This is a genomic window from Sulfobacillus thermosulfidooxidans DSM 9293, assembly GCF_900176145.1.
Classification (GTDB): Bacteria; Bacillota; Sulfobacillia; order Sulfobacillales; family Sulfobacillaceae; genus Sulfobacillus; species Sulfobacillus thermosulfidooxidans.
The window spans coordinates 1757823-1784185 of sequence record NZ_FWWY01000001.1; the positions used below are offsets into that span (position 1 = coordinate 1757823).

At 49.7% G+C, this 26363-nt stretch carries 31 protein-coding genes; 30 read left to right on the forward strand and 1 reads right to left on the reverse strand.

Translation table 11 applies throughout. The features are described from left to right. Window positions 1-308: 308 nt before the first annotated feature. The 21 genes from B8987_RS08825 to B8987_RS08930 all read left to right on the forward strand — a co-directional run bounded on the left by B8987_RS08825 (window position 309) and on the right by B8987_RS08930 (window position 17351). Window positions 309-776 (forward strand): FliM/FliN family flagellar motor switch protein, encoded by a 468-nt coding sequence (locus B8987_RS08825; protein ID WP_176213202.1) that lies wholly within the window; start codon window positions 309-311, stop codon window positions 774-776. 14 nt (window positions 777-790) lie between these two features. Beyond that, window positions 791-1963, forward strand: a complete 1173-nt coding sequence (locus tag B8987_RS08830; RefSeq protein WP_084661282.1) for a tetratricopeptide repeat protein — start codon at window positions 791-793, stop codon at window positions 1961-1963. Window positions 1964-2060: 97 nt separating this feature from the next. Further along, window positions 2061-2636, forward strand: a complete 576-nt coding sequence (locus tag B8987_RS08835; protein WP_101494342.1) for a hypothetical protein — start codon at window positions 2061-2063, stop codon at window positions 2634-2636. Between the two features lie 41 nt (window positions 2637-2677). Further along, window positions 2678-3511, forward strand: a complete 834-nt coding sequence (locus B8987_RS08840; RefSeq protein WP_020375742.1) for a motility protein A — start codon at window positions 2678-2680, stop codon at window positions 3509-3511. Beyond that, on the forward strand, window positions 3508-4257 hold the full coding sequence (locus B8987_RS08845; RefSeq protein WP_020375743.1) for a flagellar motor protein MotB: 750 nt from the start codon (window positions 3508-3510) through the stop codon (window positions 4255-4257). Before B8987_RS08840 ends, B8987_RS08845 begins: the two co-directional genes overlap by 4 nt. A 105-nt stretch (window positions 4258-4362) precedes the next feature. Continuing rightward, on the forward strand, window positions 4363-4725 hold the full coding sequence (locus B8987_RS08850; RefSeq protein WP_020375744.1) for a flagellar basal body rod protein FlgB: 363 nt from the start codon (window positions 4363-4365) through the stop codon (window positions 4723-4725). A 3-nt stretch (window positions 4726-4728) separates the two neighbouring features. Beyond that, window positions 4729-5142, forward strand: coding sequence for a flagellar basal body rod protein FlgC (gene flgC / locus B8987_RS08855; protein ID WP_020375745.1), 414 nt, complete (start codon window positions 4729-4731; stop codon window positions 5140-5142). A gap of 7 nt (window positions 5143-5149) precedes the next feature. Continuing rightward, entirely contained in the window at window positions 5150-5452 is a 303-nt protein-coding gene (gene fliE, locus B8987_RS08860) for a flagellar hook-basal body complex protein FliE (protein ID WP_020375746.1), read from the forward strand. A gap of 17 nt (window positions 5453-5469) precedes the next feature. Beyond that, entirely contained in the window at window positions 5470-7032 is a 1563-nt protein-coding gene (gene fliF / locus B8987_RS08865) for a flagellar basal-body MS-ring/collar protein FliF (RefSeq protein WP_084661283.1), read from the forward strand. 7 nt (window positions 7033-7039) lie between these two features. Continuing rightward, window positions 7040-8032, forward strand: coding sequence for a flagellar motor switch protein FliG (gene fliG / locus B8987_RS08870; RefSeq protein ID WP_242823872.1), 993 nt, complete (start codon window positions 7040-7042; stop codon window positions 8030-8032). After that, window positions 8016-8717 carry a hypothetical protein gene (locus B8987_RS08875; protein WP_028963369.1) on the forward strand — a complete coding sequence of 234 codons (702 nt, stop codon included), beginning with the start codon at window positions 8016-8018 and terminating at the stop codon, window positions 8715-8717. Before fliG ends, B8987_RS08875 begins: the two co-directional genes overlap by 17 nt. Continuing rightward, complete coding sequence (locus B8987_RS08880; RefSeq protein ID WP_028963368.1) at window positions 8704-10059, forward strand: FliI/YscN family ATPase; 1356 nt, start codon at window positions 8704-8706, stop codon at window positions 10057-10059. The genes B8987_RS08875 and B8987_RS08880 overlap by 14 nt, the downstream gene beginning before the upstream one ends. After that, a complete protein-coding gene (locus B8987_RS08885) occupies window positions 10052-10561 on the forward strand; it encodes a hypothetical protein (protein ID WP_020375752.1) in 510 nt (169 codons plus the stop codon). Before B8987_RS08880 ends, B8987_RS08885 begins: the two co-directional genes overlap by 8 nt. Further along, window positions 10485-11111: a PilZ domain-containing protein gene (locus B8987_RS08890; protein WP_028963367.1), complete on the forward strand. Its 627-nt coding sequence runs from the start codon at window positions 10485-10487 to the stop codon at window positions 11109-11111. Before B8987_RS08885 ends, B8987_RS08890 begins: the two co-directional genes overlap by 77 nt. 45 nt (window positions 11112-11156) lie before the next feature. Beyond that, a complete protein-coding gene (locus tag B8987_RS08895; RefSeq protein ID WP_084661284.1) occupies window positions 11157-12476 on the forward strand; it encodes a hypothetical protein in 1320 nt (439 codons plus the stop codon). Window positions 12477-12566: 90 nt separating this feature from the next. Continuing rightward, window positions 12567-12986, forward strand: a complete 420-nt coding sequence (locus tag B8987_RS08900; protein WP_028963365.1) for a flagellar hook capping FlgD N-terminal domain-containing protein — start codon at window positions 12567-12569, stop codon at window positions 12984-12986. Further along, complete coding sequence (locus B8987_RS08905; RefSeq protein WP_051351282.1) at window positions 12986-13468, forward strand: hypothetical protein; 483 nt, start codon at window positions 12986-12988, stop codon at window positions 13466-13468. Before B8987_RS08900 ends, B8987_RS08905 begins: the two co-directional genes overlap by 1 nt. Window positions 13469-13543: 75 nt before the next feature. After that, the gene (locus B8987_RS08910) at window positions 13544-14806 is read left to right on the forward strand and encodes a flagellar hook protein FlgE (RefSeq protein WP_076006265.1); all 1263 of its coding nucleotides are present in this window, start codon (window positions 13544-13546) and stop codon (window positions 14804-14806) included. A gap of 312 nt (window positions 14807-15118) precedes the next feature. Next, complete coding sequence (locus B8987_RS08920; protein WP_084660898.1) at window positions 15119-16420, forward strand: transposase; 1302 nt, start codon at window positions 15119-15121, stop codon at window positions 16418-16420. Window positions 16421-16663: 243 nt separating this feature from the next. Next, window positions 16664-16999 (forward strand): ArsR/SmtB family transcription factor, encoded by a 336-nt coding sequence (locus tag B8987_RS08925; protein WP_084661286.1) that lies wholly within the window; start codon window positions 16664-16666, stop codon window positions 16997-16999. 49 nt (window positions 17000-17048) lie between these two features. Further along, window positions 17049-17351 carry a hypothetical protein gene (locus tag B8987_RS08930; protein WP_084661287.1) on the forward strand — a complete coding sequence of 101 codons (303 nt, stop codon included), beginning with the start codon at window positions 17049-17051 and terminating at the stop codon, window positions 17349-17351. 116 nt (window positions 17352-17467) lie between these two features. Here B8987_RS08930 and B8987_RS08935 read toward each other — a convergent pair whose 3' ends face one another. Beyond that, complete coding sequence (locus B8987_RS08935) at window positions 17468-17953, reverse strand: extracellular solute-binding protein (RefSeq protein ID WP_176213204.1); 486 nt, start codon at window positions 17951-17953, stop codon at window positions 17468-17470. A gap of 131 nt (window positions 17954-18084) precedes the next feature. On the opposite strand from B8987_RS08935, the gene fliO reads away from it, so the two are divergent. The 9 genes from fliO to B8987_RS08980 all read left to right on the forward strand — a co-directional run bounded on the left by fliO (window position 18085) and on the right by B8987_RS08980 (window position 26289). Further along, window positions 18085-18444, forward strand: coding sequence for a flagellar biosynthetic protein FliO (fliO, locus tag B8987_RS08940; protein ID WP_176213205.1), 360 nt, complete (start codon window positions 18085-18087; stop codon window positions 18442-18444). Further along, window positions 18441-19205, forward strand: a complete 765-nt coding sequence (gene fliP, locus B8987_RS08945) for a flagellar type III secretion system pore protein FliP (protein ID WP_139793509.1) — start codon at window positions 18441-18443, stop codon at window positions 19203-19205. The genes fliO and fliP overlap by 4 nt, the downstream gene beginning before the upstream one ends. Before the next feature lie 11 nt (window positions 19206-19216). After that, window positions 19217-19489 carry a flagellar biosynthetic protein FliQ gene (locus B8987_RS08950; RefSeq protein WP_084661290.1) on the forward strand — a complete coding sequence of 91 codons (273 nt, stop codon included), beginning with the start codon at window positions 19217-19219 and terminating at the stop codon, window positions 19487-19489. A gap of 51 nt (window positions 19490-19540) precedes the next feature. Then, window positions 19541-20317, forward strand: a complete 777-nt coding sequence (locus B8987_RS08955) for a flagellar biosynthetic protein FliR (RefSeq protein WP_242940652.1) — start codon at window positions 19541-19543, stop codon at window positions 20315-20317. Further along, window positions 20314-21411 (forward strand): EscU/YscU/HrcU family type III secretion system export apparatus switch protein, encoded by a 1098-nt coding sequence (locus tag B8987_RS08960; protein ID WP_084661291.1) that lies wholly within the window; start codon window positions 20314-20316, stop codon window positions 21409-21411. The genes B8987_RS08955 and B8987_RS08960 overlap by 4 nt, the downstream gene beginning before the upstream one ends. 3 nt (window positions 21412-21414) lie before the next feature. Continuing rightward, complete coding sequence (gene flhA, locus B8987_RS08965) at window positions 21415-23451, forward strand: flagellar biosynthesis protein FlhA (protein WP_020375770.1); 2037 nt, start codon at window positions 21415-21417, stop codon at window positions 23449-23451. After that, window positions 23448-24554 (forward strand): flagellar biosynthesis GTPase FlhF, encoded by a 1107-nt coding sequence (flhF, locus tag B8987_RS08970; protein WP_084661292.1) that lies wholly within the window; start codon window positions 23448-23450, stop codon window positions 24552-24554. Before flhA ends, flhF begins: the two co-directional genes overlap by 4 nt. After that, a complete protein-coding gene (locus tag B8987_RS08975; protein WP_020375772.1) occupies window positions 24547-25455 on the forward strand; it encodes a MinD/ParA family protein in 909 nt (302 codons plus the stop codon). Before flhF ends, B8987_RS08975 begins: the two co-directional genes overlap by 8 nt. Window positions 25456-25560: 105 nt before the next feature. After that, entirely contained in the window at window positions 25561-26289 is a 729-nt protein-coding gene (locus tag B8987_RS08980) for a flagellar hook-basal body protein (RefSeq protein WP_242823863.1), read from the forward strand. Window positions 26290-26363: the final 74 nt, after the last annotated feature.

Below are 26363 nucleotides of genomic sequence, written 5' to 3' on the forward strand. Positions count from 1 at the left end.
CATCCAGGATGAACCCGGTCTTTGACCGGGTTTTCTCTTAATATCCCTCTTGACACCGATTCCGTCCACAAATCTTCACTAGTTCTATTGTACCCAAAGCGTTTCGGTAAGGCAAAAATGAATAAATTCCCTGAGGTAAAAAGAGGAATTTTGTCGAATTAGAGAGAAAGCAAATGCATAGGGCGCGTTATGGGACGCTGCATAGGCGTAGAGTACGGTCCCAAGATTGAGAAAGACGAATGCACTCAAGATATGAAAGTTGTTCCTAGAACCTTATGGACCTTTATGGGCCCTATAGAAAAGGAGGGATGATGATGAGTGATGAACCGTTGTCACAAGAAGAAATTGACAAGTTGCTTCAGGCTGTGCTGTCTAAAGAAAATGAAAAATCGCCGGAAACAGAGTCTAAAGAATCAGAATCAGAAGACCATCTAGCTGCGGAACCGAAAACTGCTGAGGAAGCTGCGGACATTGAGGCTAACAGTGCAACCAATCATGACAGCATCAATACGCCAAAGGTGCCACCCCAGATTCTCGAGAAATGGGCGCCACTTGGATCCTTGCAGTTACGGTTTACAGCCGAAATCGGGACAGCCCCCTTAAAGGTAGGGGAGGTGATGCAGATTGGCATTGGCTCCCGGTTACCGCTTAAGACACGGTGGGTGGAGCCCCTAGTGTTAAAACTGAACGGCAAAACCGTCGGCTATGGACGGGTTGTGCTGGTGGGTAATAAGTTTGGCGTCCAAGTGACGAAATGGGGGCGCCTGACTCACTAAAAGGCGGAGATTTTATGGACGAGAATCAATGGACGGTTATCGTCAATACATGGGCTTATGACGAGACCCAAATCGAAGAGACGAGTGCCCCCTTTATTGGTTGGGCGAATCGGATTGTGTTTGTGGAATTAGGACCATGGCATCGTCAACTGGATGATTCACTTTGGCCACCAGGAATTGAAATTCAGCGGGACTGGCCAGGATCGTTTCGATTGCAATATGACCAAATTTTGCGCAAGGAACAGGATTTGGACACGGATATGATCCTCTTCCTCGACGGAAATGAAATCATTCGTCGCATGGATCTTCATGACTTGAATCACTACACCAGCCGGCATGTGGCGGCTTACCGGCTGCCGGTCCTGCGTTCAGGAGGCGATGAATCAAAAAAGGAACTTCGCATTCTCAGGCTATCGCGTTGGCATGGGTTTCACGGCGTTTACAAAGCCGACCCCTATCCCGAACTCACCGCATTCAGTGAACCCATTCTCGAGGGCGAGATAAGCATCTTGCGTACGGGGGATAGTGTGAAGCCCGTTTCTAAGCTGGAAGGGATTATTCGCGAAGCCAAACATATGGACTTGTTGGTCAGAGCCCGGTGGCTTCTTGACACCAGGGAATTCTCGGCGGCTTTACGATTATTGAAAAAGGAGGGCACGAAAAGTCTTTTTAGCAATGAGAAGAGTCTTGATGTGCGCACGATGATGGCCGAGGCTCTTATGGGCTTGAAAAAACCGCATGACGCATTACAAATGTTAGCGCCTTTAATAGCGCGTTTTCCTAACGCGGACCGAGCTTATCTCATGGGTCACGCGCTGTATGCGCTAGACCGGTTTGAAGAAGCGTCGACCTATTTTTTTCAAGCGGGCACGGGCGCTTACGGGTTACGAGAATCCCAGGAACCTGGGGCTGATGGTTACCGGGCCTTGTTATGGGCGGCCAAATCACTACATCTTGCCAATCGTCCTAAAGATAGTTTTGTGATGGTGACCCGTCTGTTAGAAGATTTTCCGTTTTTTCACGAGGGTTGGAAATTTTTCTTTGCATTACTTGGAGATGCCAAACCCGAGGAATTGTATGAGCTGGTGACGCAAATTGTGTCTCCTCAAACGGTCCGCGAAGTGTTTGAGCGAATCGGCCAGACCGAAGGCCCAGAGCAAGCTTTTCAACAATGGCTGTTCCGCTGAAAAAATGTCCCGCTCGTAAATTGTTGTCAACAAAAGAAGGAATTGGAAAGACACTGTCGAAACGTGCATGACAAAGAGAATGGAAGGGGGGGTGACATTGGTTAATAAAACGCTGGCCTTTTTCCAAAATGGTCAAGTCGTTCCGTTGACCACACCCATTTTTCAAGGGCCTAAGACGAGGCGCCGCGGACGAAGACGTGAACAAGACCGTTATTTTCCCAGTGGTGAATTAATTCCAACCCGTGAAGAATTGATTCAATATATTCTTAACCATGTCCTCTACCAAATTGATCCGGTGTTAGGGGAACCCATTTTTTGCAAGCACATTATTAAACCTAACCGGGAACGGAATCGGGAAAGTATGTATCACGTCGTGCTGGGGCCGCCGTCATGGACCGGGGTCTGGGAAGTTATTGGCAACCGACGGATGTTCGACATTCATGCTGAATATGTCCCCGAGGAACGCACATGGCTTCCACAGATTACGGTGTCTCCCGGGAATTTTATCGGGGTCGATAATTTGAATGGTATTGAGCTGGATCCGGTTTGTTTACGGCGCGAGATTATTCGCCGGAAATTTGTTACCGCCGACGAATATGACTGGTTTGCCAGTCCCTATGCTTCGATAAGGCGCATGGCGATCGCGAAGGCTCAACGCGGTATTTGGATGTAAAACATGGTGGAATAGACCACGGATGAACCCAAGGAGGAGCTATGCGTTTAGATGTCACGGCCATAGGCGGCATTATTTTCGGAGTGCTGGCGCTCGTTACCGGATTTGTCTTGGAAGGCGGGCGCGCTGGGGCTTTGCTCCAAGGGACCGCAGCACTCATTGTGTTTGGAGGCACAATCGGTGCCACTGCCGTGTCCTTTTCCGTCGATGAATTGAAGAAAGTCCCGACATTGTTTCGGATGGGACTGACACGGAAAAAATTTGATCCCATTGTCCTCATTGATCAATTGGCCAGGTATGCAGACATTGCCAGGCGTCAACAACCTTTGGCATTAGAGCCGGAGATTGAATTAACCCATGATGAGTTTTTGAGTAAAGGGTTGCAACTCATTGTGGATAATGCGGATCCCACCTTAATGCGACAAATGTTGGAATCCGATATTTACGCGCGCTATTCTCAACAGAAAATGGGAGCCAGTATTTTTGAGCAGGCCGGGGGATATGCTCCCACGATGGGCATTGTGGGAACGATTATGGGATTAGTTCACGTTTTGGGAGAATTATCGGGTAATCCCAACGACTTGGCTTCAGCCATTGGTCTGGCCTTTATTGCTACGCTCTATGGAGTCTCTAGTGCCAATTTATTATGGCTTCCTATGGCCACCAATCTCAAAAATAAGGCAAAACATGATCTGTTGATGCGCCAAATTAGTCTTGAAGGCCTGTTAGCGATTAGCCAAGGTATGGCTCCTAGTTTGTTAAAAGACAAGCTCATGACGATTATTCGTCCCTCCGGATCGCCTGCAGCGCAGGATACTACTTCCCATGCGGAGGGAGATAGTGAGGCGAAATCTGGAGCACAGGAGGCATCATGAACGAGATCTGGGAAAAGGAGACAGAAAACGAAGACGGTGGCAATGAAAATGCCGGAATGATGCGTTGGCTCATAACCTATGCCGACTTAATTACCTTATTGCTGGCCTTTTTCATTGTGCTTTATGCCATGAACCGGACCGAACAGGTCAAGTTTTCCTTGGTATCTCAGGCATTAGCTAACCAGTTTGACTCAAAAAGCATTATCGGAAAGTCACCTGGGCCCTCGATTATAAATGGATTATCCGGGACACATGCGGAATTGGCGAGTTTAAACCGGTTAGAAGATGAATTGCAGCAAAAGATTAATCAAGCTCACTTGAGTCAAGCGGTATCCGTGACAAGTAATGAACGGGGCGTAGAAGTGAGTTTGAATGCCTCGCTGCTCTTTGCCTCGGGATCGGCGAAAGTCTCGCCCCAAGCCGCGTCGTTATTATCACAGTTAGGCAATATCTTAAAAACTGTGCCGAATGATATTGAAGTCGCGGGCTATACGGACTCGACTCCGATCCGTACGGCCAAGTATCCCAGTAACTGGCAATTGTCGGCAGCGCGCGCAGCAAATGTGGTCTATATTTTGGCCCATGTACCAGGCATTCATCCGAGCCGTCTCTCTATCGCCGCCTTTGGCCATTACCATCCTATTGCGAGCAATCAAACACCCCAGGGACGCCAGCTCAATAGGCGGGTGAATATCTTAATTCTCCGTTCATCGGTGGCCCAAGTGGCCATTGGTAACGGACCCTAAATGTAAACGAGTCAAAGCCTTTCAGTCTTTATGAAGAGCATGACACACAAAAAGATTGTGATATTGTAAACCGGTTGTGGTTATTAGAGGTAAGGAGATGACATCATGGGATTATTTGACACGACGGCATCACAAAGTATCATCACCACCTTGAATTTGTCTCAAAAAGCGGAAACCATCATTGCCAATAACTTGGCGAATTATGATACCCCCGGATATAAAAGTGAGAGCTTGTCTTTTCAGCATGAGTTAGCGGCGGCTATCGCCAAAGGTCCCAAAGCCATTGCCCAGGTCAAAGGTCAAGTGATGGTCAACACGATGTCCTTACAGCCTGATTTAAACAGTGTTTCCATGACGCAACAAACGACGGATTTGGCCAAGACTCAACTGTTGTACCAAACCGCCGTGCAAGCATTTAATTATAAAACCACGGAAATAAAAATCGTGAGTGAAGGGAGGGCCTTGTAATTCATGTTTGATGCCCTGAATATTACCGCTTCGGCTTTAAGTGCCGAGTCTTTGCGATTAGATCTGGTTGCCAATAATTTAGCGAATGCGACGACCACTAAAACGGTGACGGGTTTCCCTTATCAAAGTGAATCGGCCATCTTAGCTGAAGCACCGGCACCATCAAACGGACCATACCGCGGCATTGGGCAAGGCGTGGTGGTCAAGGCCATTTTAGACAGCCAAGCCCCTTTTCCCAAGGTTTATGATCCCACCAGTCCCCTGGCGAATGCGCAAGGTTATGTTTTGGAATCGAATGTCAATTTATCGACTCAAATGGTGGATATGGCCGAGGCATCCCAGGCCTATCAAGCGAATGCGAATGCCTTTTCGGCCGATAAAAACATGATCTTAAAAGCTTTGACGTTGGGAGCGTAGAATTCATATGAATCCTGTGGGACTCACTTTAACGAACCCTGCTAATTTAAATACCGTGGGATCATCTGTAGGCGGCCATGGTGCGGGTGCCAGCACGTTTGGGGCGTTATTAAAAGGCGCGATTAGCCAACTCGAGTCTAGTCAAGCCCATGCCAATCAGCAAATTACAGGGGCTATGACCGGCCAAGTGACCATTACTGGGGCCATGGTGGCGATTGCCGAAGCGCAAAGCACATTAGATGTGGCGACAGCGATTCGGAATAACGTGGTGCAGGCCTATCAAACCATTATGAACATGTCTGTGGGATAAAAGATTAGGGGCGGACAATGAATCAACGAGTCAAACAGTATAGTCAACAGGTTCTTCAGTGGTGGAAACAGCAGACCCTGACCCAGCGCCTGCGCCTTGGTGTGGTTGTGGCGCTGGTCTTGAGTGTGCTGTTAGTGGCTGTTCATTGGGTAACCAGTCCCGATTGGCAGCCCCTTTATACCAACTTAAGCCCTCGGAGTGCGGGACAAATCACCACGCAATTAACGCAGATGAAAATCCCTTATGAGCTCGCGGATCAAGGGCGGACCGTCCTGGTACCGAAGAAAGATGTCGACCAGGTGCGGGTGGATTTAGCCGATTTGAATATCCCCTCTAGCACAGTGGGATTACCGCAGCCGTTAAATTTTAGTTTGGGAGAGACCAATCAAGAGATTACGCTAACCCAATTGGCGGATTTAGAAGCCACACTGGCGCAAACCATTAATTCGATTAATGGCGTACATGATTCCCGGGTTCTTATCAATGAACCACCTCCGGCTCTGTTTGGTGAAAGCACAGCGAGTCCCACGGCGTCGGTCTTTTTAGATTTAAACCCGGGTGCCTCATTAAGTCCTTCGCAAGTGCGGGGGATTATGAATTTGGTGGCACACTCTGTGGCAGGCTTGTCGCCTAACCAAGTGACGGTCGTCGATCAACAAGGGACTTTGCTGTCGCAAACGGCTCTGAATAATCAACCGGGATCGCAAATCACGGGGACCAATCAAGCAGAACTGCAAGCCGAGGATCAGGTCGACAACCAGATTGCACAAAATGTGACGTCGATGCTGGACCAAGTCTTAGGACCGGGAGCAGCGGTCGTCCGGGTCAATGCTACACTGAATTTTGACCAGTCAACTGTGAACTCGACCCAATATGGGAAGTCCGTCTTATCTTCGCAGTCGGTCACGACCCAAACCAGCTCGCAAGCGGCGGGTACCGCCACCCCAGCCGGTGCTGGAGGCAATACGCCCACCTATCCCGTCACAACCGGCGCTTTAGGGCCGTCCAAATCGCAAAGCAATTCCACGACGTCACATTGGTTAGTCGATACCACTAGCACCCATCAAGTGATTCCGTCGGGCAGTATTAGCCGGATGACCGTGGCGGTTGCGGTCGACAAGCCACTCAGTGCGAGCCAGCGCACGGCGCTGAAAAATTTGGTGGCATCGGCGGCTGGTATTAATCCGGCCCGGGGTGATGTGGTGACGATTTTGGGCCAACCATTCAACCGTTCTTCGGTCAATCAAGCCTTAAAGCAAATGGCCCAGGCGCAAAAGGCCCAGCAAATTCGTCGCGATATTATGGAAGGGCTTTTAGCTTTGTTAGGGATTGTGCTTGCGATTATTGTGTGGCGAGGGTTAGCTAAGATGCGGCGGCAAGCGCCGGCCCCCACTTTCGAACCCGCCTTGGCGAGCCCAGGAGGGCAATCGTTATCCGTTACCGATTTGCTGAATGAAATTCGCCAGGCTAAAGAACCGACCCTGGCGGAAACAGCCAAGAGTTACTTGCAGGACATGTTACAAAAAGATCCCGAAGGGGCGGCACGCTTAATCCGGGCTTGGATTCAGGAGGATGAATAAATTGCGGATGTCAGGTGCTCGCAAAGCGGCGGTATTGTTGATGTCGATGGGAACCGAACAGGCCGCGACGCTTCTTCGCTATCTTAGGCGCTCGGAAGTGGAAGCGATCACGATGGAAATCGCCAATCTTAAGCGGGTCGATTCACAAGTGGTTGATGAGGTCGTGACCGAATTCTATGAGATGTCCAAGGCCGAGAAGCAACTTGCCGAGGGCGGGATTGATATGGCTCGGGATATGCTAGAGCGGGCGTTTGATGGCCCCAGGGCCCAAGAAATTCTGCAGCGGTTAACCGGATTTTTGCAGCGGCGCCCTTTTGAAGTCTTGCGCAAGGCCGATCCGAGTCAGGTGATGACTTTAATGATGAATGAACATCCGCAGACCATTGCCGTGGTATTAGCCTATATGGACCCGACGCAAGCATCCCAGGTGTTGTCGTCTTTGGATCCCGAACTACAAAGCGATGTCGCCCGGCGCATTGCGGTCATGGGCCGGGCTGCCCCTGAAGTGATCAAAGAGATTGAACAATTGATGGAGAAGAAACTGACCAATCTGGCTGCTGAGGAAATATCGGGGGCCGGGGGCATTAATGCGATTGTCCCCATTTTGAATAACACGGACCGGACTTCCGAGCGCCTGATTTTACAGCGCCTTGAGGAATTTGACCCAGAACTCGCTGATGAAATTCGAAACAGGATGTTTGTATTTGAAAATATTGTGCAAATCGATGACCGAGCCATGCAAAAAGTGCTGCGGCGTGTCGATAATAAGACCTTGGCACTGGCCTTAAAGGGAACACCGCCTGATGTTTCGCAAAAGGTTATGCGAAACCTGTCACAAAAGGCCGCCGAGTTATTAAAGGAAGACATTGATGTCTTAGGACCCGTGCGGATTCGTGATGTGGAACAAGCCCAGCGGGAAATTGTCAATGTCATTCGTCAGCTAGAGGATCAGGGAGAATTGGTCATTTCTCGGGGGGAGCGTGATGACTTTGTCGTCTAATGTGCTCAAGGCATGGGCCGTGAAAAATGGGATGAAGCCGATCCGGCTTGATCCCCAAGATGATGGCAAGGGACAAGTGCAAGTCGCGTTAACGGACGCGAAAGAAGCAGCCATGAACATTGTTACCCGGGCCAAGGAAGAGGCTCGTGCCATCATCGAAGAAGCGGAAGGCGAGGCCAATCAGATTCGCCAGCAAGCACAGGCTCAAGGATATGAACAAGGACATCAACAAGGCGTGTTGGAGGCCAAGCAGCAAGTTATGAACCAGTGGTCAGAGATGGCCCAGCAGGTTCAACATGTATTGAATAAAATTGAACAACTGGGGGCATTCACCAAGCTTTTAGAGCCGGAATTGGTGTTGGCTCAAGCTGCGGCGTTAGCAGGAAAATTTATAGAAAACGAAGCGATGCACCATCCGGATTCCCTGCGGACGTATTTGACGGATATTATAGGGAGTTTGGAAGCCCATCAAGTGACCCTATTCTTATCACCCGAATTTCACAACACCTTAGAACACTTGACAAAAAACTGGGGAGATTTGTGGTCCCAGGTCAAAGTAGCGGTTGACCGGTCCTTGGAGAATCTTGCGATGCGCATAGAGACAGCGGATGGCGAGGAATTTTTAGTAGGGCCCATCCAAGCACTGAGCAAGATGCTCGATGAGGTGCTCTATGGAAGTGTGTGAAAAGATTAAACAATTCCCGGTATCACGCCTGCTTGTGCCTATCGGACATATCACGGCAGTGCGGGGACAAAGTCTTATTGCTTCGGGAGTTCGAATGGCGGTAGGAGAAGTTGGGAAAATCCAGCTGTCTGAAACCCAGGAAGTTGAGGTGGAATGCGTCGGATTCCTCGAAGATCACCGGGTATTGTTGACCCCCTATCATGATGTCATGGGGATAAGGCCAGGCCTTGCCGTCATCGCTAAGGGACGGCCTTTTAGCATGGTGAGCGGAAAAGAAGTGTTGGGACGTCTTCTTGATGGCATTGGCAAGCCTTTAGATAGGGGACCGATGCCTATTGGGCCAAGACGTTTTTTGACCACGGTGCCAATGTCCCCATTAAGCCGTCAAGCCGTTGACAATATTTTATGGACCGGTATTCGAGCGATTGATGGGCTTTTAACAGTGGGCCAGGGACAACGTGTTGGCGTGTTTGCGGGGGCAGGGTTTGGCAAGACCACTTTATTACAAGAGATTTTAAATGGTACCGAAGCGGATATCGTTGTCGTCGGCTTAATTGGCGAACGGGGCAGGGAAGTCGCGGAATTCTTTCGCCAGCTCGGACCTGAGGCGAAAAAGCGTACCGTGATCATCGCCGCAACGTCAGATATGCCAGCCATTATGCGATTAAAAGCGGCATGGGCAGCGACCTTAATCGCGGAAGATTTCCGTGATCAGGGACATCAGGTATTGCTGGTCATGGATTCTTTGACTCGGGTGGCTTTAGCCCAACGAGAAATTGGCATGGAAACGGGAGAACTCCCCTCGGCTCGAGGATATACTCCTTCGGTTTTGCATTTATTGCCCCGGTTACTGGAACGGGCCGGTGCGACGGAGAAAGGTTCGATTACAGGAATTTATACGGTATTGGTTGATGGTGATGATCCTTATGAGGATCCGCTATCTGATATCCTTCGGGGATTACTGGATGGCCATATTATTTTGTCCCGGCAATTAGCTCATCGTGGCCATTTTCCAGCCATTGATGTGGTGGGGAGTTTATCGCGTCTGATGCCCGACATTGTTTCTGAAAAGCATCTGCAAATGGCTCGATCATTCAAAGAAATTGTGGCGCGGGTTAAAGAGGCGGAAGACTTATTGGAGGTCGGTGCTTACACCCCGGGCCGGGATGAGTTGCTGGATCAGGCACTCAATATTTATCCCACCATTCAAGCATTTTTAGATCAAAAACGTGGCGAGCGGTGTCAACCCCAAGAGCTTCTTAGTCAAATGGAAGGAATCTTTGACACAATCACGCACCTAAGGCGCGACGATCACGCACATGAGAAGGAGAACGATGGCTAGTCAAAAAGGTTTACACATGTATGTAAGTTATCTCATGAAAACCATGCAAACAAAGGTTCATGAGATGGACAGCTGGGAACATGCTTTAGAAGATTTGCAAAGGGCGCGTAGCACGCTGGCTCATGTGTCCCAGAATATCGGTCCTGATGTAATCGGCTCGACAGAGTTATTGGCATATTATGAGAATTACCAATTCCACCTCCGGAAAATTGCCCAGTTAGAAAAAGAGGAATTGGTCATATCACGGCGAATTGAAAAATGTCGGGAGGAAATAGTTTCCTTACGCCAGTCGCTCAAACAGGTACAGCGCCTGATGGCACGTCGGCAAGCACGAAAGAACGACCGACAAAATCGCCTGCAGGCTGAAGGGTTCTTGGCGTTAGGACTCTCCCGTAAGCTTATGATCAGGGAGGCCTCTTTGTTCCGTGTCCCTTTTGGAGTCACATCAATCCGTATATCTCGTGGTACGGCCCGGAAAATTGGTCAGCACTCGAGTCATTAGACGGGTACGCCAAGAAGTTTATTTGGATGCCCTCAAAGACCATGATATGGAATTGACGCCCTTACCGGGAACGACAATTACCATACGCTGGCCTTTTGACGATTTATTGTATGAACAACAAGGGGTAATCACGGAAGTTTTAGATCCGATTCCGATCATTGTCGTTAAACTCCAAGGACAGTCTAAGGTTATCGAACAACGGGGCAGTTTGCGGGTCAAAGTGCAAGTGCCGTTGGAATACGGCCTAATTCGACCCGATTCGGAGCTCCTAATGACCACAACATTTGACCTCTCGGCAACAGGCCTCAGGTTTCCTAGTGCCGTTGAACTGTGGCGCGGATTGCACTTGAAAATGCGCTTGCGGCTAGGAACAGATGAAGTCATTCTCTTATCACAAGTGACGCGGGTTGCCACCAAACCTCGGGAAATCCGTGGTAAAAAAACATGGGAAAGTGCAGTGACCTTTATCCAGATTAAGCCACAAGACCGGACTCTTATCGAACGGTTTGTCAGAGGACAGTATCACCGGCAACAAACTCGGAGGGACTGATTTTTATGATGGTTGATCATCGGGATTAAAGGAGGTGAATCGTATATGCCAGCAGTCCATTTCATGACACGAACGACACTTTCAGATAGCGGGAAACTGGCTACTCAAGGGATCAGGGAGAAGCATGGTCACAACGAAGCCAAATTTTCGCGAGTTGTCGCGCATAAGCTGGGTGGGAGAAAATCCCGTGTTTCTCATCGGGCACACGAAAATTCCGTATTAAAGTCACCTACAACACTACGCCTAAGCTCCAAATGGGTGAAGGTTAAAAAAGTCCAAGTGAAGAAGACGTTATCTCGACCGAGCCCTACATCCCATCACCCCTACCGCCTTCACACCCAACACCAACTGATTGCTCGTAAACATTCTCACAGTCATAAAAAGCACCAGTTGCCCCGTGAAGCTGTGTTGGGAACGGTTGTTCCAGGACTGTTACTGGGTTCCATGCATACTGGCCATGAGTTGGAAACAACTTTGGTGGGGCATGTCATGCGCCAGGTGTCTTTGCACAAAGCGAATTCGGGGTCCTTAAAATCTGGATTGGCAAGTCAAAGTCAGATAACATTGAGGAAGGCGCCTCAACCCCCAAATTTGTTAACAAATTCGGAAAGCTTGGGCAACAGTCACCGTAATCCCAGCACCACGGAAACAGGGACCACCCCAAAGCTTGTCTTTATCCGTAAATTTACTATGCCCACGATTAGGCGATCCGTGTCCCTTTCCGGGAAGAAGACTTTACAGTCTTCGGGAAACACAAAGCTACTTCCTAAACGCCGCAAAGATTCTGGTGAGATTACTTCAGGGGGACTGGGCGGGATAAGTTCCATAGAACCTAACCCATCACCCATAGCTTTGAAGGCGTCGGTCATGTCTCCCAGTAATGGTGTGCCTGTACATGCTATATTAGGCCAAGCAATTCACAAAGGTATTTTGCAGCGGCATGTTGGAGGCTGGGTGATCAAACCGGTACACTGGAAAGCTCCGAACGGGACGCCTGGTAGCAAGTGGATTTTAACGATGCCCAAACAATCAGGGCCCTTAATTATGACACTTCTTCACATGCAAAACAGCTGGAAGGTCAATTTCGAGGTGAATTCAGCAGGATTAGCAGGAGCCTTGGCCGAGAATTTGGGACAAGTTCAAAATATAACTGCAGCATCCCTTCCTGTATCCCAAGTCTCGGTCTTTTTAGGCATGGGACAAAATGCGATGGGACAAGGTAATTCTTCGCAGGGCGGGGGATACTTTGGGGCTCTTTACGAGCCACCCATGCAGCCGATGCCGTGGCGTGCCAGGCATGGAACCGCTACGAGCGTTAGACATCCCTCTCTTAAGTCGCAGACGGCAGTGGATTACCAAGCATAAGAAGACCGGAGATCACCCATGGCGTGGGGAAATGAGAACGACGCCAAATCAATAACCATTGAACGAAAGGATGGATAACAAACATTGAGTATGCCTATCAACAATCTCTTAAACCTCGGCACGAGTTCGGCCAACTCCCCCACATCCACGGCGTCGCAGGGGCCTGGTGGGAACTTAGGTGAGTCCGCCTTTCTGACCTTGTTAGCGGCGGAATTACAATATCAAAATCCGTTGCAACCCATGGACAATACGCAATTTGTGGCACAGTTAGCCCAGTTTTCCAGCCTGGCGGCGGTGACCAAGCAATCGACGACATTGAATGATATTCTCTCAACCCTACAACAACAAAATCCTGTGGTTCAATTATCGCAACTGATTGGAAAGACGGTCAGTACGGCCCAAGGAAGCGGTATCGTAACAGCGGTGTTGCAACAAGGTCAAAATTTGCTTGTTGATGTTAAGGGAATCGGAAGCGTGCCAGTCAATGACATTACTCAGGTGCAAGCGTAATGTCAGGCTATTCTCATCCAGTTGGTTCATCTCACGGAACACCACAAGTCAGGGAGAATTCCTCAGCTTCTGCTGTGGTCGGGCAAGGCAGTCGCTTTGAGAGTCTTTTGCAGGAGAAACTGGTCTTTAGCCAGCATGCCCAAGAACGCATGCAGACCCGGGGTATTCATCTAACCCAGATGGAAGCAAATCAACTCAGCAAAGCGATTGATGAGGTGCACAGAAAAGGATCACGACAAGCCGCGATTATCATGGGTTCCGATATTTTTATTGTGGCTCCGCCAACAAGAACTGTCATTACGAGTCTTGAATCCCCGGCGGATGGGATGAAAGTCATTACTCAAGTGGATGCGGTGGTTTATGTAAGCCGGACCTCAAACAAAGAAAATGGTTCAGAGGAAGCTTCGAGCACTCGACAGACTGCGAGTACTCCCTCCGTTCCGCACTGGAGCTTGTTGGCTATGCCAAACGCCGACGGATAATCACGGCGGCTTAAGATCAAAACGCGCTTTTGCATTATGACCTGATCAAATTTTAGAAATTAGGAGGAAGGTTTTATGTCTGGAACATTGTATGCGGCGATATCAGGACTCAATGCCGAACAAGCGCTTTTGGGTGTCGTCTCCCAAAATATCGCGAACGTGAACACAACGGGCTACAAAAGTAGCAATATGAGTTTTGCCCAAACCATGGAGCAAACGTTATCGGGGGGCACAAGTCCCACGGCAACCCTAGGAGGCACCAATCCCGAACAAGTCTCATCAGGTGCGGCTGTTGGCATCGGCGCGGTCGATGTTAACATGAGCCAAGGTAGTCTTCAGACCACTGGGATCAAGACGAACATGGCGATTTCAGGGCATGGATTCTTTGTGATTAAAACGCCGACTGGCTACGCTTATAGTCGCAGTGGTGATTTTACTCTAGATGCGCAAGGACAACTGGTTAATCCGCAAGGATATTTCGTCATGGGGTGGACAGCACAAAATGGCCAGTTGACGGGTGAAACGGCTGGTAACATTGCCCCCATTACGATTCAACCAGACATGACGATGCCGCCATCAGCAACGACCACGATGACCGTCACAGGTAATCTCAATGCATCTCTGGCAACTCCCGCAGGAACCTCCAATACAACTACGCGAACGGTTCCGGTCACAGTTTACGATTCCTTAGGAAATCCGGTTACTTTGGATGTTAACTTTTCGGATCCTCAAGCAACAACCAACAACGGAGTGTCGTGGACCGTCAATGTTACCGACCCGCCATCTACCACCTCATTAGGATCCGGAACGGTTACCTTTAATAGTAATGGTAGTATTGCTAGTGGCAGCACGGTGACTGTGCAACTGACGACAACGGATGGGTCCACGTCACCTCAACAAATCACTCTGAATCTACAGGGGTTAACCTCTGATGTGGCGTCTACTTCACTATCAGGTACTGCCAACGGATATCCCCAAGGAACCTTGGCCAATTATACGATCGGGTCCAATGGCGTCATTACCGGGACATTTTCCAATGGGCAAACGCAACCGATTGCCCAAGTGGCTTTAGCGAACTTCAATAACGATGCCGGGCTGGTGAATATCGGGAATAGCCTGTGGCAGCAATCGGCCAATTCGGGAACGGCGAAGATAGGACAACCGGCTTCCGGTGGATTTGGTTCTATCGCATCGGGTTCTCTTGAAGAATCCAATGTGTCTTTGGCCAATCAGTTTGTGAGTATGATTATGGCGCAGCAGGGATATCAAGCCAATGCTAAAGTAATTTCGGTAGACCAAGCGTTAGATACCACCCTGGTAAATAGCATTGCCCCATAATTCTTTGATCGTTAGGTCTGCTCCGCTTAAGAGCCTCTTAAGCGGAGCTTCCGATTTCCCAGAAGAGGCATTTGCGCTGTCTTGAAACCGTAGAGGGGCGCGGGATTCGCAGAGGCTCATAAAGAATTTCCCCCATTCATGGACGGAGGAATGCGGCTTTTCGGTTCCCGGTCGGCCGCCGGCGGCCGATTTGACCCCACCCGCGGCACACCGTGCCGCGATCCCCGAAACCCGCAAAACCCTAAGAAAAACGGGCCGAGCTCTGGTAAAATTGAAGTACCAACCACAATTTTCCGAAAGGAGCTCTCCCGTATGGCTATCATACCACAACTTTCTCTCTTTTCGTGGCAAGATCTCGAAGAATTAGGCGACCTCGAACGCCTCGTGCTCGTCCTCGAGACGGTCCCGGATGAAACCCTCATGGCCCACCTGGAAGCCGCCCGTGGGCATGGGCGGAATGCGTACCCGGTCCGGGCGATGTGGAATTCGGTGTTGGCCGGGGTGGTTTTCCAACACCCCAGCATCGAGAGCCTTCGCCGAGAACTGGCCCGCAATGCGCAACTGCGCATGCTGTGCGGGTTCCGCAACGCGGCCGTCCCGCCCGCGTCGGCCTACACCCGATTTCTGCATCGTCTGATGGCCGAACAGGATACCGTGGACGGGATGTTTGAGCAGCTGGTGGATGACCTCGCCGCCGTGCTCCCGAATTTCGGTCAGCGCTTGGCCATGGACAGCAAGGGTATCTCGTCGCGGGCCGTGCGGCCCGCCAAAAACCCCACCGCCGATGGGCGCCGGGACGTCGATGCCGATTTTGGACGGAAGGAATACCGCGGTGTGCATGAGGACGGGACTACCTGGACCAAAGTGGTCAAGTGGTTCGGGTATAAGCTGCACCTGGTGGTGGATTCGACGTACGAATTGCCGGTGGCGTGGGAGGTGACGAAAGCGTCGGTGTCCGATGTGACCCGGGCGATGCCCATGTTGGATCATCTGCACCATCGCCACGGGGTGCTGCTGTCCCGTGCCGTCCTTTTAACGGCCGACCGGGGCTATGATGATACCAAATTGATCGCCGCCTGCTGGGATAGCTACCAGATTAAGCCGGTGATCGATATCCGGAATATGTGGCGGGACCCGGATGCCACGCGAGTGCTACCGGGCCATTCGACGGTGACCTACAATTATCGTGGCGACGTCTTTTGTCAGGATCCGGTCACGGGTCAGGTTCACACCATGAGTAACGGCGGATTCGAAGTCAGGCGCCAACGTCTCAAAAAGCGGTGCCCCGCCCGCTTTGCGGGCGTGTCCTGCCGGGGTCAAGACACCTGCCCCGTCGTCCAGGGCCTGCGCATTCCCTTACAGACCGATCGGCGGATTTTTACGCCCATGGACCGGGCCAGTTATCAATGGAAGCGCGAGTATGCCCATCGCACGGCGGTGGAACGGGTGAACAGTCGGTTGGATGTGTCGTTCGGGTTGGAACTCCATACCATTCGGGGGCTAAAGAAAATGCAACTCCGCTGCGGGTTGGCCCTCATCGTGATGTTGGCGATGGCGCTCGGGCGGATACGGCAACGGCAACCGGAGCGGATGCGCCGCCTCGTGGGGTCGTGAACCCCACCCCCATTCATCGAAATCCCGGAACGGCCCGTCGGGCCGCTGCTTCGGCGTCGATTCATCCTGTTCCGCCATAATTGAGGCCCATTCACCCTCTGGGATCTGCGTGACAAACGGCTGTGGAGTCGCCGCAGATTGACTGAAATCGGCTACAGCGGAAAAAACTCCAGAAATAAAAATCGAGACAATCCCAATATCATTTGTTATTATATCGATAGATATCGATGAAAGAGGCGATTTATGAATCCGGTCATGATTTTTAAAGCGCTCGGTCATGAAACGCGATATCGGTTATTCTGTGATCTTTTTGGGACATCATCTTCCGCGTGTGAGATCAAAGATAATGTGCCAGCCTGTTGTGTGATGGATTTGATGGAAAAATATCCATTGTCCCAATCCACCATTTCGCATCATTTAAAAATATTAGTCGAGGCCGAATTAGTGGAACAAGAAAACTACGGCACGTACCATTATTATCGTGTCAATCTCGCGACTTGGAATGCTTTTCGTGATTACTTAAACCGTCTTAATCTCAGCTGCGGAACTCCTTTATGCCCACCACAGGGACGGATTTAGGTTTTTTTGATTGATAAATCGATAGATATCGATATAAGGAGGAATCAAGGTGAGTCAAATTAAGCAAGCGTGTAAGGTTGTTGAAGAAGCCGGAGAAGTTCAGATTGTTTTCCCTAAGGACTTTTCGTTAAACGTCATTCAAGAAGCTGTGCAGGCATGTCAAGAGGGACAATGCGGCTGTCATGATTCGGACGCTTGGGTGCAGGTGGAAGACATCAAAGTTGTCGAGCATAATGGAGAAGTGCGTATTCACGTCAAGGGTGAGAATTTGTCGCGTGAGAGTGTTGAGGCATGTTTTCAAGATTGCGATCAAGAACTCCCATCTTCAAGCAGCGACACTTCGGATCATTAAATCCATAACACGAAGCCCCTATGGACAAGGAATTTCTGTTGTCTGCCAAAGGGGCTTCGTCGTTTAGGACCTTAGATTGTTGCTATTATCTTGCTGCTTGCTATCTTGTTTCGTTATTACTGATAGGTTCCGTCTTTTTGTGCGAGAGATACGGTCTGTTGATAGGCACTGTGCATGGCTTGAACCGGCGTTTCCTTGTTAAGCAAGACGGCAATTATGGCATTGAGCAGAACCTCGTGGGAGAATTGATCCCACCAAGCGACTTTGGGCTCGGCAATTGCTGTGTTGAGGACGCTTAATGAAACCTGCTGAGCAGGATGGGTGCTTAGGAACTGAGTGGCTTCTGCCGCGACATCACTGCGGACGGGAAGATAGCCTTCGCTGTGTTCCATCCAATACGTCTGTCCTGCTTTTGATGTGAGATATTTGATAAAGGCAAAGCCGGCTTGCTGCTGGGCACGGCTCGCTTTCGAAAACATTCCCAAATACCCACCAAAAAGTGAAGTGGCTTGTTTGACATTCCCCGGTAACGGCGCTTCAGCAATGGTGAACTTATTGCCCACGGCTTGGGAATCGGAAATGAATGGATTCAGATTTGGCAAACGGCGCAAATTCCTGACTGTAAAATTCTACACAATTCCTGTGAACTTTTTTGCAATAAATACTGCTTGTTATTTCCTGTCGAACCATGGAAATTTATATAATACCCCATGAAGTTAGGGGGATTAGGGCTTTGAATTCTGTTGCGGTCTTTTTAAATTTTCTATGGGCTATGGCTTTAGTGGTGGGTTTAGCGTACTTTGCCGCCCGCTTATTAAAAAAGATTGGGTGGGGGCGGGTCAGTCAGGCCCATTATCTTCAACAGATCGATTATTTGCCACTGGGTCCCAAACGGGGAATTGCACTTGTCCAAATTGCGGACAAGACAGTAGCTTTAGGTATTACCGAGCAAAACATTTCCTTACTAATGGAAGTGGATGAAGAGGTAATTGCCCGGCAAGCACCAGCAATCATTGCCATGCAAGAAACGACCTTATCGCAATTTGCGGAGGACTTGTGGCATAAGATTCGGCGTAACGAGGGAAAGTCATGAAATTACGAGTTAAGAGAACGCTGTGGGTGCTGGCTACGGTGATCGGAACGGTCATCACAGGACCTTTGGCTTTTGCTCAAGGTCCATCGATTCCGCAAATCTCGGTGAGTACTCATGGAAGCAGCTCACCATCCCAAGTGATCAGTATTTTAGCGCTCTTGACCCTGTTGTCATTTTTGCCAGCCATCTTACTGACGATGACGGCGTTTACGCGTGTGATTACCGTGTTGGCGTTTGTACGAAGTGCTTTAGGCTTGCAGCAAACTCCCCCTAACCAAGTGTTAATTGGCTTGGCCCTTTTTCTCACTTTTTTCATTATGGCGCCCACGTTTGGTCAAATTGATCATCAAGCCTTAATCCCTTACTTACATGGACAAATCGGATTAGAACGCGCTTCGGTCAGGGCTTTAGACCCTTTGCGAGTGTTTATGTATCAGCAAACTCGTCCTAGTGATTTGGCATTGTTTTTGCATTTGGATCATGTGCCGCCACCAAAGAATCTCAGCCAGGTTCCCACGGTGGCTCTGATTCCAGCCTTTATTATTTCCGAATTGAAAACGGCCTTTGAAATTGGTGTGTATATTTTTATTCCTTTTATGATTGTGGACCTCGTCGTGTCGACGGTATTGATGTCATTAGGAATGATGATGGTTCCCCCGACATTGATTTCTTTGCCCTTAAAGCTGTTGTTGTTCGTATTAGCTAATGGTTGGAATTTAGTGGTGCAGTCTTTGGTGATGTCCTTTCATGGGGTGAGATAGGGGTGAGGGAAATGTTTGATCATGCGATTGCCTTAAGTCGGTCGGCTATGATGACGACGGGAATTATTTTGGGCCCGATTTTAATTGCCGCGTTAGTTGTCGGACTTTTAGTCGGAATATTTCAAGCGACAACACAGATTCAAGAACTCACGCTATCATTTATGCCCAAATTGATTGTCGTGGGCATCATGCTGTATTTGGCGGGTCCATGGTTTCTAAGGCTTTTGGTGACCTTTACCCAAAATGATTTATCAACATTTTGGCACGTGGCGTATCTGCCCTAAAACACAAACACACGAGGACAAAGGGGTCATAACAAGATCCGTGAGAGCACAATGACAATGACGGTGAGTGCGCAAACCTTAACACAAGAATATTTTTTGATTGCGGCGCGGATTAGCGGGTTAGTGTTTAGTGCCCCTGTGCTGAGTTCATCTTACCTGCCGCGAATGCTCAAAGTCGTCATCATTATTATGCTCGCCGCTGTGCTAGCGCCGACCCTAAAAATCGCTGCCATGCCCTCATTGTTGTGGACCTTGGGACTTGTGATTCAGTTTGCGATTGGCGTTTTAATGGGGTTGATTTTATCGCTTTTTCTTTCCGTTTTTGATATGGCGGGCCAGGTGGTCACCTATGAACTGGGCTTAGGTCTAGCCATTACCTCGAATCCCGCCTTAGATAATAGTGGGTCATTCTTATCTGAATGGCAAACACTCTTGGCCTTATTTGTATTTGTGGGTTCCGGCGGCTTGGAATTATCGGTCATTGCGCTGCATGCTTCATTTCAGGCTATTGGCCTTAATGTGGTGAGCTTTCCAACCTCAGCCCTGTCGTTTGTGATAGGTCTGATGTCAAGCGCCTTGACAATGACGTTACTAGTGGCTTTTCCCCTCATGTTAGCCGGCTTAGTGGTGAACATGGCAGTGGGGATTTTATCCCGGGCTTTTCCTCAAATGAATGCCTATTTTCTGTCATTGCCCGTTAATTTCGGGGTCAGTCTTTTGGTGTTTGCGGCCATGATTCCGATATTAGTCGGGATCTTACCCGAGTTTTGGAATCACGCTTTTGTGGATGTGAGTCGGCTTTTGGCGATTTTGGAGGGAAAATCATGAGTCACTTGAGCCTCAGCCTGCCTCGTATGTATTTCGCTTCCGCTGGCGAAAAAAGTCAACAAGCGACTCCCCATAAAAAGCAGCAATTACAAAAACAGGGACAACACTGGAAAAGTCCGGATTTTCAGGCTGCCCTCGCCTTAGCGGTGGGTTTTGTCGTGATTCGCCATTATTTGCCGTGGGCTGGAACCCAATTAGGCGAGATGGAATCGGCTGTCCTGCAACTAGCCGAAAATCCGCAAGGAACGATGGCGTCGGCATGGCTTTTAGCCTTTTCGGTGATGATCCGCATTCTCTTACCTTTGACGCTCCCTTTACTGGTGGCGGGACTATTTGCGAGCAGTCTAGAAAAGGGCTTTCGGCTATCATTCAGCGCCCTTAAGGCGGATATGACCCGTTTGAATCCGGTTGAAGGTCTCAAACGCATGTTTTCCCGAGATAGTGTCTGGCAGCTTTTTAAGGGCTTATTAAAAGTCGGGATCATGGGAGCCTTAGCCGCATGGGTTATTCATCAGCAATTGGCTAATTACGCTGGGCTCATGGTGGAATCCCTCGGCCAAGCTTTAAGCACGTCGCTCAATATGTTGAGCCAGGTACTTTTGGTGATGTCCGTCGCCTTTTTTATCATTGGTGTCTTAGACATGGCTTATCAAGCCTATGCCTTTCAATTGAAAATTCGTATGACTACGCAAGAGGTGCGGGACGAATTGAAAGAGACGGAGGGCAATCCCCAAATAAAAGGTAAACGGCGGGAAATGGCGCGTCGCATTTGGCGTTCAGGGGTGCGGCAAGTGAAAAATGCGCAAGTGGTGATTACCAACCCAACGCACTATGCAGTGGCTCTGAAATGGGATGAGAAGACCATGCCGGCCCCCGTTGTGATTGCCAAAGGTGCGGATGAAATGGCTTATAACATCCGGGAAATCGCCGTCCGCCATGGGGTACCCCTAGTGGAAAATCCCCCTTTAGCCCGGTCGCTTTACGAAGTGCCGATTGGCCATGTGATTTTAGAAGAACATTATCAGGCGGTGGCGGATATCTTGGCGTTTTTGATTCGCAAACGTCATGCACACCGAATGGAGAGGAGGCATTAATTGATGGCCAAAAGCCGAGCGTTGTTAAAAGAAGCCTTTGTGCCTGTCGCTGCGGTTATTGCAATCTTAATGCTGGTGATTCCCATTCCACCATGGGCTCTGGATTTCTTTCTCATTATCAATATTGCCTTATCTATTGCTGTGCTTGTGTCAACCATGTTTATTAATGAAGTGTTAGACTTGTCGGTGTTTCCTTCCCTTTTATTGCTGACCACCTTATTCCGCCTGGCACTCGAGGTCACGGCGACCCGGCTTATTTTGCTATCAGGAGATCCGGGCTCTGTCATCCAGACCTTTGGACGGCTCGTGGTCGGCAATAACGTCGTGGTGGGTATTATCATTTTCATCATTCTGATCGTGATTCAATTTATGGTGATCACCCGAGGGGCCGAAAGGGTGAGTGAAGTGGCCGCTCGGTTTACGCTCGATGCCATGCCTGGTAAACAAATGGCTGTTGATGCGGAGCTGAATGCGGGTTTAATTCGCGAGCAAGAGGCCAAAAAACGACGTCAGGATATTGAGCGGGAGGCCGATTTTTATGGGGCCATGGATGGGGCGTCCAAATTTGTTCGTGGAGATGCGATTGCCGGTATTATCATCGTCTTTATCAATATTATCGGTGGTCTGATTATTGGGCTATCCGAAAGGCACTTGGCGATCACGACCGCGTTAAATACCTATACGATATTGACCATTGGGGAAGGCATTACCACCCAAATTCCTGCCCTCTTATTATCCACTGCAACCGGAATTCTCGTCACCCGTTCGGGATCGCAAGGGACTCTCAACAAAGATGTCTTAAACCAACTGACACAATTGCCGCGGGTGTTATACATTGTCGCCATTGTGCTGTTTTTGATGGCCGCCCTCGGATTGCCTCCTTTTGTGCCTCTTTTGTTGGGAGCTATAGCCTTTTATGGGGGATGGCAAATCGAACAACGACAGAAGGCACAAAAAGCGCAAGAAATTGCGCGACAAAACCAACAAAATCAAGAATTGGCCAAAAAACCGGAAGCGGTCATGCAGTTGATTGGGTTTGATGTGATTGAGTTAGAGGTGGGAGTGGGTTTGGTGCCCCTGGTCGGTGGACAAGCCGGACAAGACTTAAGAGATCGTATTATGGCACTGAGACGTCAAATAACCGCTGAACTAGGACTGGTTGTGCCCCCGGTGAGGGTGCGCGACAGTTTGGAATTGACCCTTAATCAATACCGCATCCGTATTCGCGGCGCGAGTGTGGCGACCTCTGAAGTCCGTCCCGACAGATTTTTGGCAATGGGTGGGCAGGAACTGGGAATCGATGGCGCGATTTTAACCAAGGATCCGGTCTTTGGACTGCCTGCCTATTGGATCCGTGAAGATGCCCGTGACCGGGCGGAATTGGCCGGTGCCACGGTGATTGATGCCGGCTCAATTTTGGTGACCCATTTAGCTGAAGTGATTCGTCACCATGCGCATGAAATTCTCGATCGTGAAGAAGTCAAGAAACTCGTAGATTATGTCAAGTTAACTCACCCCGTGGTGGTCTCTGAACTGATTCCCGATCTCTTGACTCTCGGTGAAGTCGAGCGCGTCTTAGCCAATTTACTCAGGGAAAAAGTGTCGATCCGCGATATGCCGACCATTTTGGAGGCCTTGGCGGATGGGGCCAGGACAAGTCGCGACATCGATTTGTTAACCGAACAGGTCCGCCAACAATTGTCGCGTCATATCACGGAGCCGTTGATTAAACAAGGATTTTTGCATGCAGTCGTCTTATCGCCTGCGATAGAGCAGGAAATGAAAGACGCCTTAGAGCAAACGGACCGGGGGACCTATTTAAACCTCGATCCCACGATTGCCCAAAAAGTCGTGAATGCCCTCAATACCCAGCTTTTGAAGTTGCCGCAAGGCGTCCCCAAAGTGGTTATTTCATCCCCCTATGTGCGCTTGTATTTTAAGCGTTTGACGGAACGGCTGTTTAAAGATTTGACCGTTTTGTCCTATGCCGAAATTCAAAGTGATATCGGAATTAAAACAATGGGAGTGGTAGAGATATGATTGTTAAACGCTTTACGGGCCAAAGTGTCGAAGAAGCCTTAATCCGGGCGAAATGGGAATTGGGCGATGAGGCTGTGCTCTTGTCATCCGGTCCCGCCAAAGACCGCTGGTGGAAGTTTTGGGAGCGCGGCTATCAGGTGTTAGCCGCTACTGACTATCCTCTTCCGTCCTCAGCCCCTGTTTCTGAACGGGCTCGCGAAAGTGAGAGTTCCCGCCCGGAAATTGCCGTAACCAGTACCTCTGCGGAACGGGAGAGCCGTGATGAGCGGTTAGAAGAAATGATGTCCCTGTTAATGCAGATGGATAAAAAAATATCGCAGGTCAGTGCTCCCCGCAAAGCCAAAGATAGTCCGATTCTTGCCCATTTATTGTCGCTCGAAGTGGATGAAAAGTGGGCGCGAGAATTAACCGGGGCCCTCCCTAAGGGCGAGAAGGATACGCAGCTCGACATGTTGCAAGAACTCTTGGGAGAGCGTATTGTGCTGTCTCCGCCCTTGAGTGGTGATACCCCTCATGTTGTAGTGTTTATTGGACCGACCGGGGCTGGAAAAACCACGACGATTGCTAAACTTGCCAGCAAATTGGGTTTAGAAGAGGGCAAGCGCGTTCTTCTCATTACGACGGACACCTTTCGTGTCGCAGCCTCCGAACAACTGCAGACCTTCGGCAGTATTTTGGATGTGCCTGTCGTGATTGCCAAACGTCCGCAGGATGTACCCAAGTATATTCAAGATTATCCCGCCGATGTTGTCTTGATTGACACCCCTGGACATAGCATCAGTGAGCCGATGGGGATACGCTCTGGACTCAGTGTGGTGAAGCATGCCAAAGCCACCGATGTTCTCTTGTGCATGCCCGCAACCTATTCCCGTTCATTGTTTGTAGATACGGCGAAAAAACTGTCTCAGGATATCGCGGTCACCTTGTGTTTGACCAAGGTGGACGAGGCGTTGTGCCCGGGACCCGTTCTGTCCGCCTTGTTAGAGTTGAAAAATCCAGTAATGTATGTCACCACCGGGCAACAAGTGCCCCATGACATCGAAAGTGCCCGGGAAGGTCATTTACTGCAGTGGCTGGTTAAAGGAGGAGCTTACCATGGCTGAGCAGGCCGACCAGTTGCGCGCCTGGATTAAACGCCAAAGCGCCAAAGTGCAAGAAGAGATCTTCGAAAGACGGAATCAAGGCAGCCGGATCGTGGCTGTGACCTCGGGGAAGGGAGGAGTGGGCAAAAGCCAACTCACCTTGAATTTGGCCATCGCCTTACAACAAAGAGGGCAGCGGGTGGTGATATTAGATGCCGACTTGGGCCTTGCCAATATCAATATTCTCTTGGGCTATGAACCTAGCTTTACCCTATGGGATGTGGTGCAAAAACGCGTGAGCATGAAAGATGTGCTCCAACAAGGACCCCTTGGATTGCGCATTATTCCTGGTGCGTCAGGGATTAGTCAATTGGCGTCTTTGGATGATGTCGAAATCTCCGGCATCATAGAAGGATTTCAGGACCTAGAGGGCGAATGTGATTGGTTATTGGTGGACACAGGGGCTGGCATTGCTGCGAATGTGCTGTCATTTGTGTTAGCTGCCGATGAAGCGTTAGTAGTGACCAATCCTGAACCCCCGGCTTTGGCCGATGCGTATGGTTTGATTAAATCCATTTGGGAAGCGCAAGGGAATGTTCGCTTGCAACTCGTGATGAACCGTAGCAAGTCCCTAAAGCATGGGGAAGAAATGGGAATGCGGGTGATTAACTTGGCGGAGCGCATGTTAAATCAACCTGTCGGATTTTTTGGCGTAGTTCGCGAAGATCTGCATGCTCAACAAGCCGTGTCTCGCCAAGAGCCCTTGATTCTGTTGTACCCCAGTTCTATGGCTGCGCAAGATATTGGGGATTTAGCTGACCAGATGATTCACCGCGTTAAACCTCCCAAACGGGGACGGTGGGGACAGTTTGTTCATCGCATGAGTTCGCTTCTGTCTTCCTTACCGAAGGAATTCGGATAACGGGAAGGAATTCGGATAACGGGCGAATGGATCTTGTTATGAGAAATCAAAAGAGCGACAACGAGGGCAATCAGGAAAACGAGACGGACACGAAAGGTTGTGAGGATGATGAATGCACTCTATACCGGTGCCGCGGGCTTATTAACTCAGCATCAAGTGCTCGAAACGGTGGCAGGCAATCTGGCCAATCAAAATTCTTTGGGATATTTAGCCCAGCATAGTCAAGTGGTCGGTCTATTACCGGAAACGGTGATGGGGCAAGGTCCGTCCGGTATGGTTCCGATTGGTCAGGTGATTACCGAGCAGGCCGTCCTTTCTGGAGTGAATTTGACCCCGGGTCAGGTACGAACCACAGGCCATTATACGGATTTGGCAATCATGGGCCAAGGCTTCTTTGTGGTAAAAACCCCGAAAGGATTGGCTTATACACAAGACGGGCGGTTCTCGGTCAATGCCCAAGGACAGCTCGTTACCGCTACGGGCGATTTCGTCCTGTCTTCTAGCGGACAACCTATTGACGTCGGCCTTGCTCCGTTTCATGTGAGCCCCGGAGGACAAATTACGCAAAATGGTCAGGTGGTGGCCACCCTAGGGCTGGTTGATTTACCTAACCAAGGGATTAAGGCGCTCGGAAATAGCTTGTACCAGGCGCCTAGACGTCTGCCCTTTACCGGTCAAGTGATGCAAGGAGCGGTTAATACATCCAATGGCAATATGACGCAAGAAACTATGACGATGATGGAAGCTGAACAGACGTACCAATCTTTAACCACTCTCATTAATGAAGAAAGCAGTCGCTTAAAGACGGCAGCGTCTCTCAGCATTATTGCCTAGTTGAGATGAGATGAGTTGAGAGGGAAAACGCTGAGATGAGATTTTAAGCCCCTGTTGTTGTTAATGGCTAGAGG

Excerpts from the sequence above, each read along its gene's own strand:
- flhF (WP_084661292.1), top strand. The coding sequence starts at position 23,448 with ATGATTGTTAAACGCTTTACGGGCCAAAGTGTCGAAGAAGCCTTAATC.
- B8987_RS08920 (WP_084660898.1), top strand. The coding sequence starts at position 15,119 with ATGGCTATCATACCACAACTTTCTCTCTTTTCGTGGCAAGATCTCGAA.
- B8987_RS08975 (WP_020375772.1), top strand. The coding sequence starts at position 24,547 with ATGGCTGAGCAGGCCGACCAGTTGCGCGCCTGGATTAAACGCCAAAGC.
- fliE (WP_020375746.1), top strand. The coding sequence starts at position 5,150 with ATGAATCCTGTGGGACTCACTTTAACGAACCCTGCTAATTTAAATACC.
- B8987_RS08845 (WP_020375743.1), top strand. The coding sequence starts at position 3,508 with ATGAACGAGATCTGGGAAAAGGAGACAGAAAACGAAGACGGTGGCAAT.
- flhA (WP_020375770.1), top strand. The coding sequence starts at position 21,415 with ATGGCCAAAAGCCGAGCGTTGTTAAAAGAAGCCTTTGTGCCTGTCGCT.
- B8987_RS08880 (WP_028963368.1), top strand. The coding sequence starts at position 8,704 with ATGGAAGTGTGTGAAAAGATTAAACAATTCCCGGTATCACGCCTGCTT.
- fliG (WP_242823872.1), top strand. The coding sequence starts at position 7,040 with ATGTCAGGTGCTCGCAAAGCGGCGGTATTGTTGATGTCGATGGGAACC.
- B8987_RS08900 (WP_028963365.1), top strand. The coding sequence starts at position 12,567 with ATGCCTATCAACAATCTCTTAAACCTCGGCACGAGTTCGGCCAACTCC.
- B8987_RS08825 (WP_176213202.1), top strand. The coding sequence starts at position 309 with ATGATGATGAGTGATGAACCGTTGTCACAAGAAGAAATTGACAAGTTG.
- B8987_RS08885 (WP_020375752.1), top strand. The coding sequence starts at position 10,052 with ATGGCTAGTCAAAAAGGTTTACACATGTATGTAAGTTATCTCATGAAA.
- B8987_RS08925 (WP_084661286.1), top strand. The coding sequence starts at position 16,664 with ATGAATCCGGTCATGATTTTTAAAGCGCTCGGTCATGAAACGCGATAT.
- B8987_RS08960 (WP_084661291.1), top strand. The coding sequence starts at position 20,314 with ATGAGTCACTTGAGCCTCAGCCTGCCTCGTATGTATTTCGCTTCCGCT.
- fliP (WP_139793509.1), top strand. The coding sequence starts at position 18,441 with ATGAAATTACGAGTTAAGAGAACGCTGTGGGTGCTGGCTACGGTGATC.
- B8987_RS08840 (WP_020375742.1), top strand. The coding sequence starts at position 2,678 with ATGCGTTTAGATGTCACGGCCATAGGCGGCATTATTTTCGGAGTGCTG.
- B8987_RS08895 (WP_084661284.1), top strand. The coding sequence starts at position 11,157 with ATGCCAGCAGTCCATTTCATGACACGAACGACACTTTCAGATAGCGGG.
- fliF (WP_084661283.1), top strand. The coding sequence starts at position 5,470 with ATGAATCAACGAGTCAAACAGTATAGTCAACAGGTTCTTCAGTGGTGG.
- B8987_RS08980 (WP_242823863.1), top strand. The coding sequence starts at position 25,561 with ATGATGAATGCACTCTATACCGGTGCCGCGGGCTTATTAACTCAGCAT.
- B8987_RS08830 (WP_084661282.1), top strand. The coding sequence starts at position 791 with ATGGACGAGAATCAATGGACGGTTATCGTCAATACATGGGCTTATGAC.
- B8987_RS08850 (WP_020375744.1), top strand. The coding sequence starts at position 4,363 with ATGGGATTATTTGACACGACGGCATCACAAAGTATCATCACCACCTTG.
- B8987_RS08910 (WP_076006265.1), top strand. The coding sequence starts at position 13,544 with ATGTCTGGAACATTGTATGCGGCGATATCAGGACTCAATGCCGAACAA.
- flgC (WP_020375745.1), top strand. The coding sequence starts at position 4,729 with ATGTTTGATGCCCTGAATATTACCGCTTCGGCTTTAAGTGCCGAGTCT.
- B8987_RS08950 (WP_084661290.1), top strand. The coding sequence starts at position 19,217 with ATGTTTGATCATGCGATTGCCTTAAGTCGGTCGGCTATGATGACGACG.
- B8987_RS08875 (WP_028963369.1), top strand. The coding sequence starts at position 8,016 with ATGACTTTGTCGTCTAATGTGCTCAAGGCATGGGCCGTGAAAAATGGG.
- B8987_RS08955 (WP_242940652.1), top strand. The coding sequence starts at position 19,541 with ATGACAATGACGGTGAGTGCGCAAACCTTAACACAAGAATATTTTTTG.
- B8987_RS08905 (WP_051351282.1), top strand. The coding sequence starts at position 12,986 with ATGTCAGGCTATTCTCATCCAGTTGGTTCATCTCACGGAACACCACAA.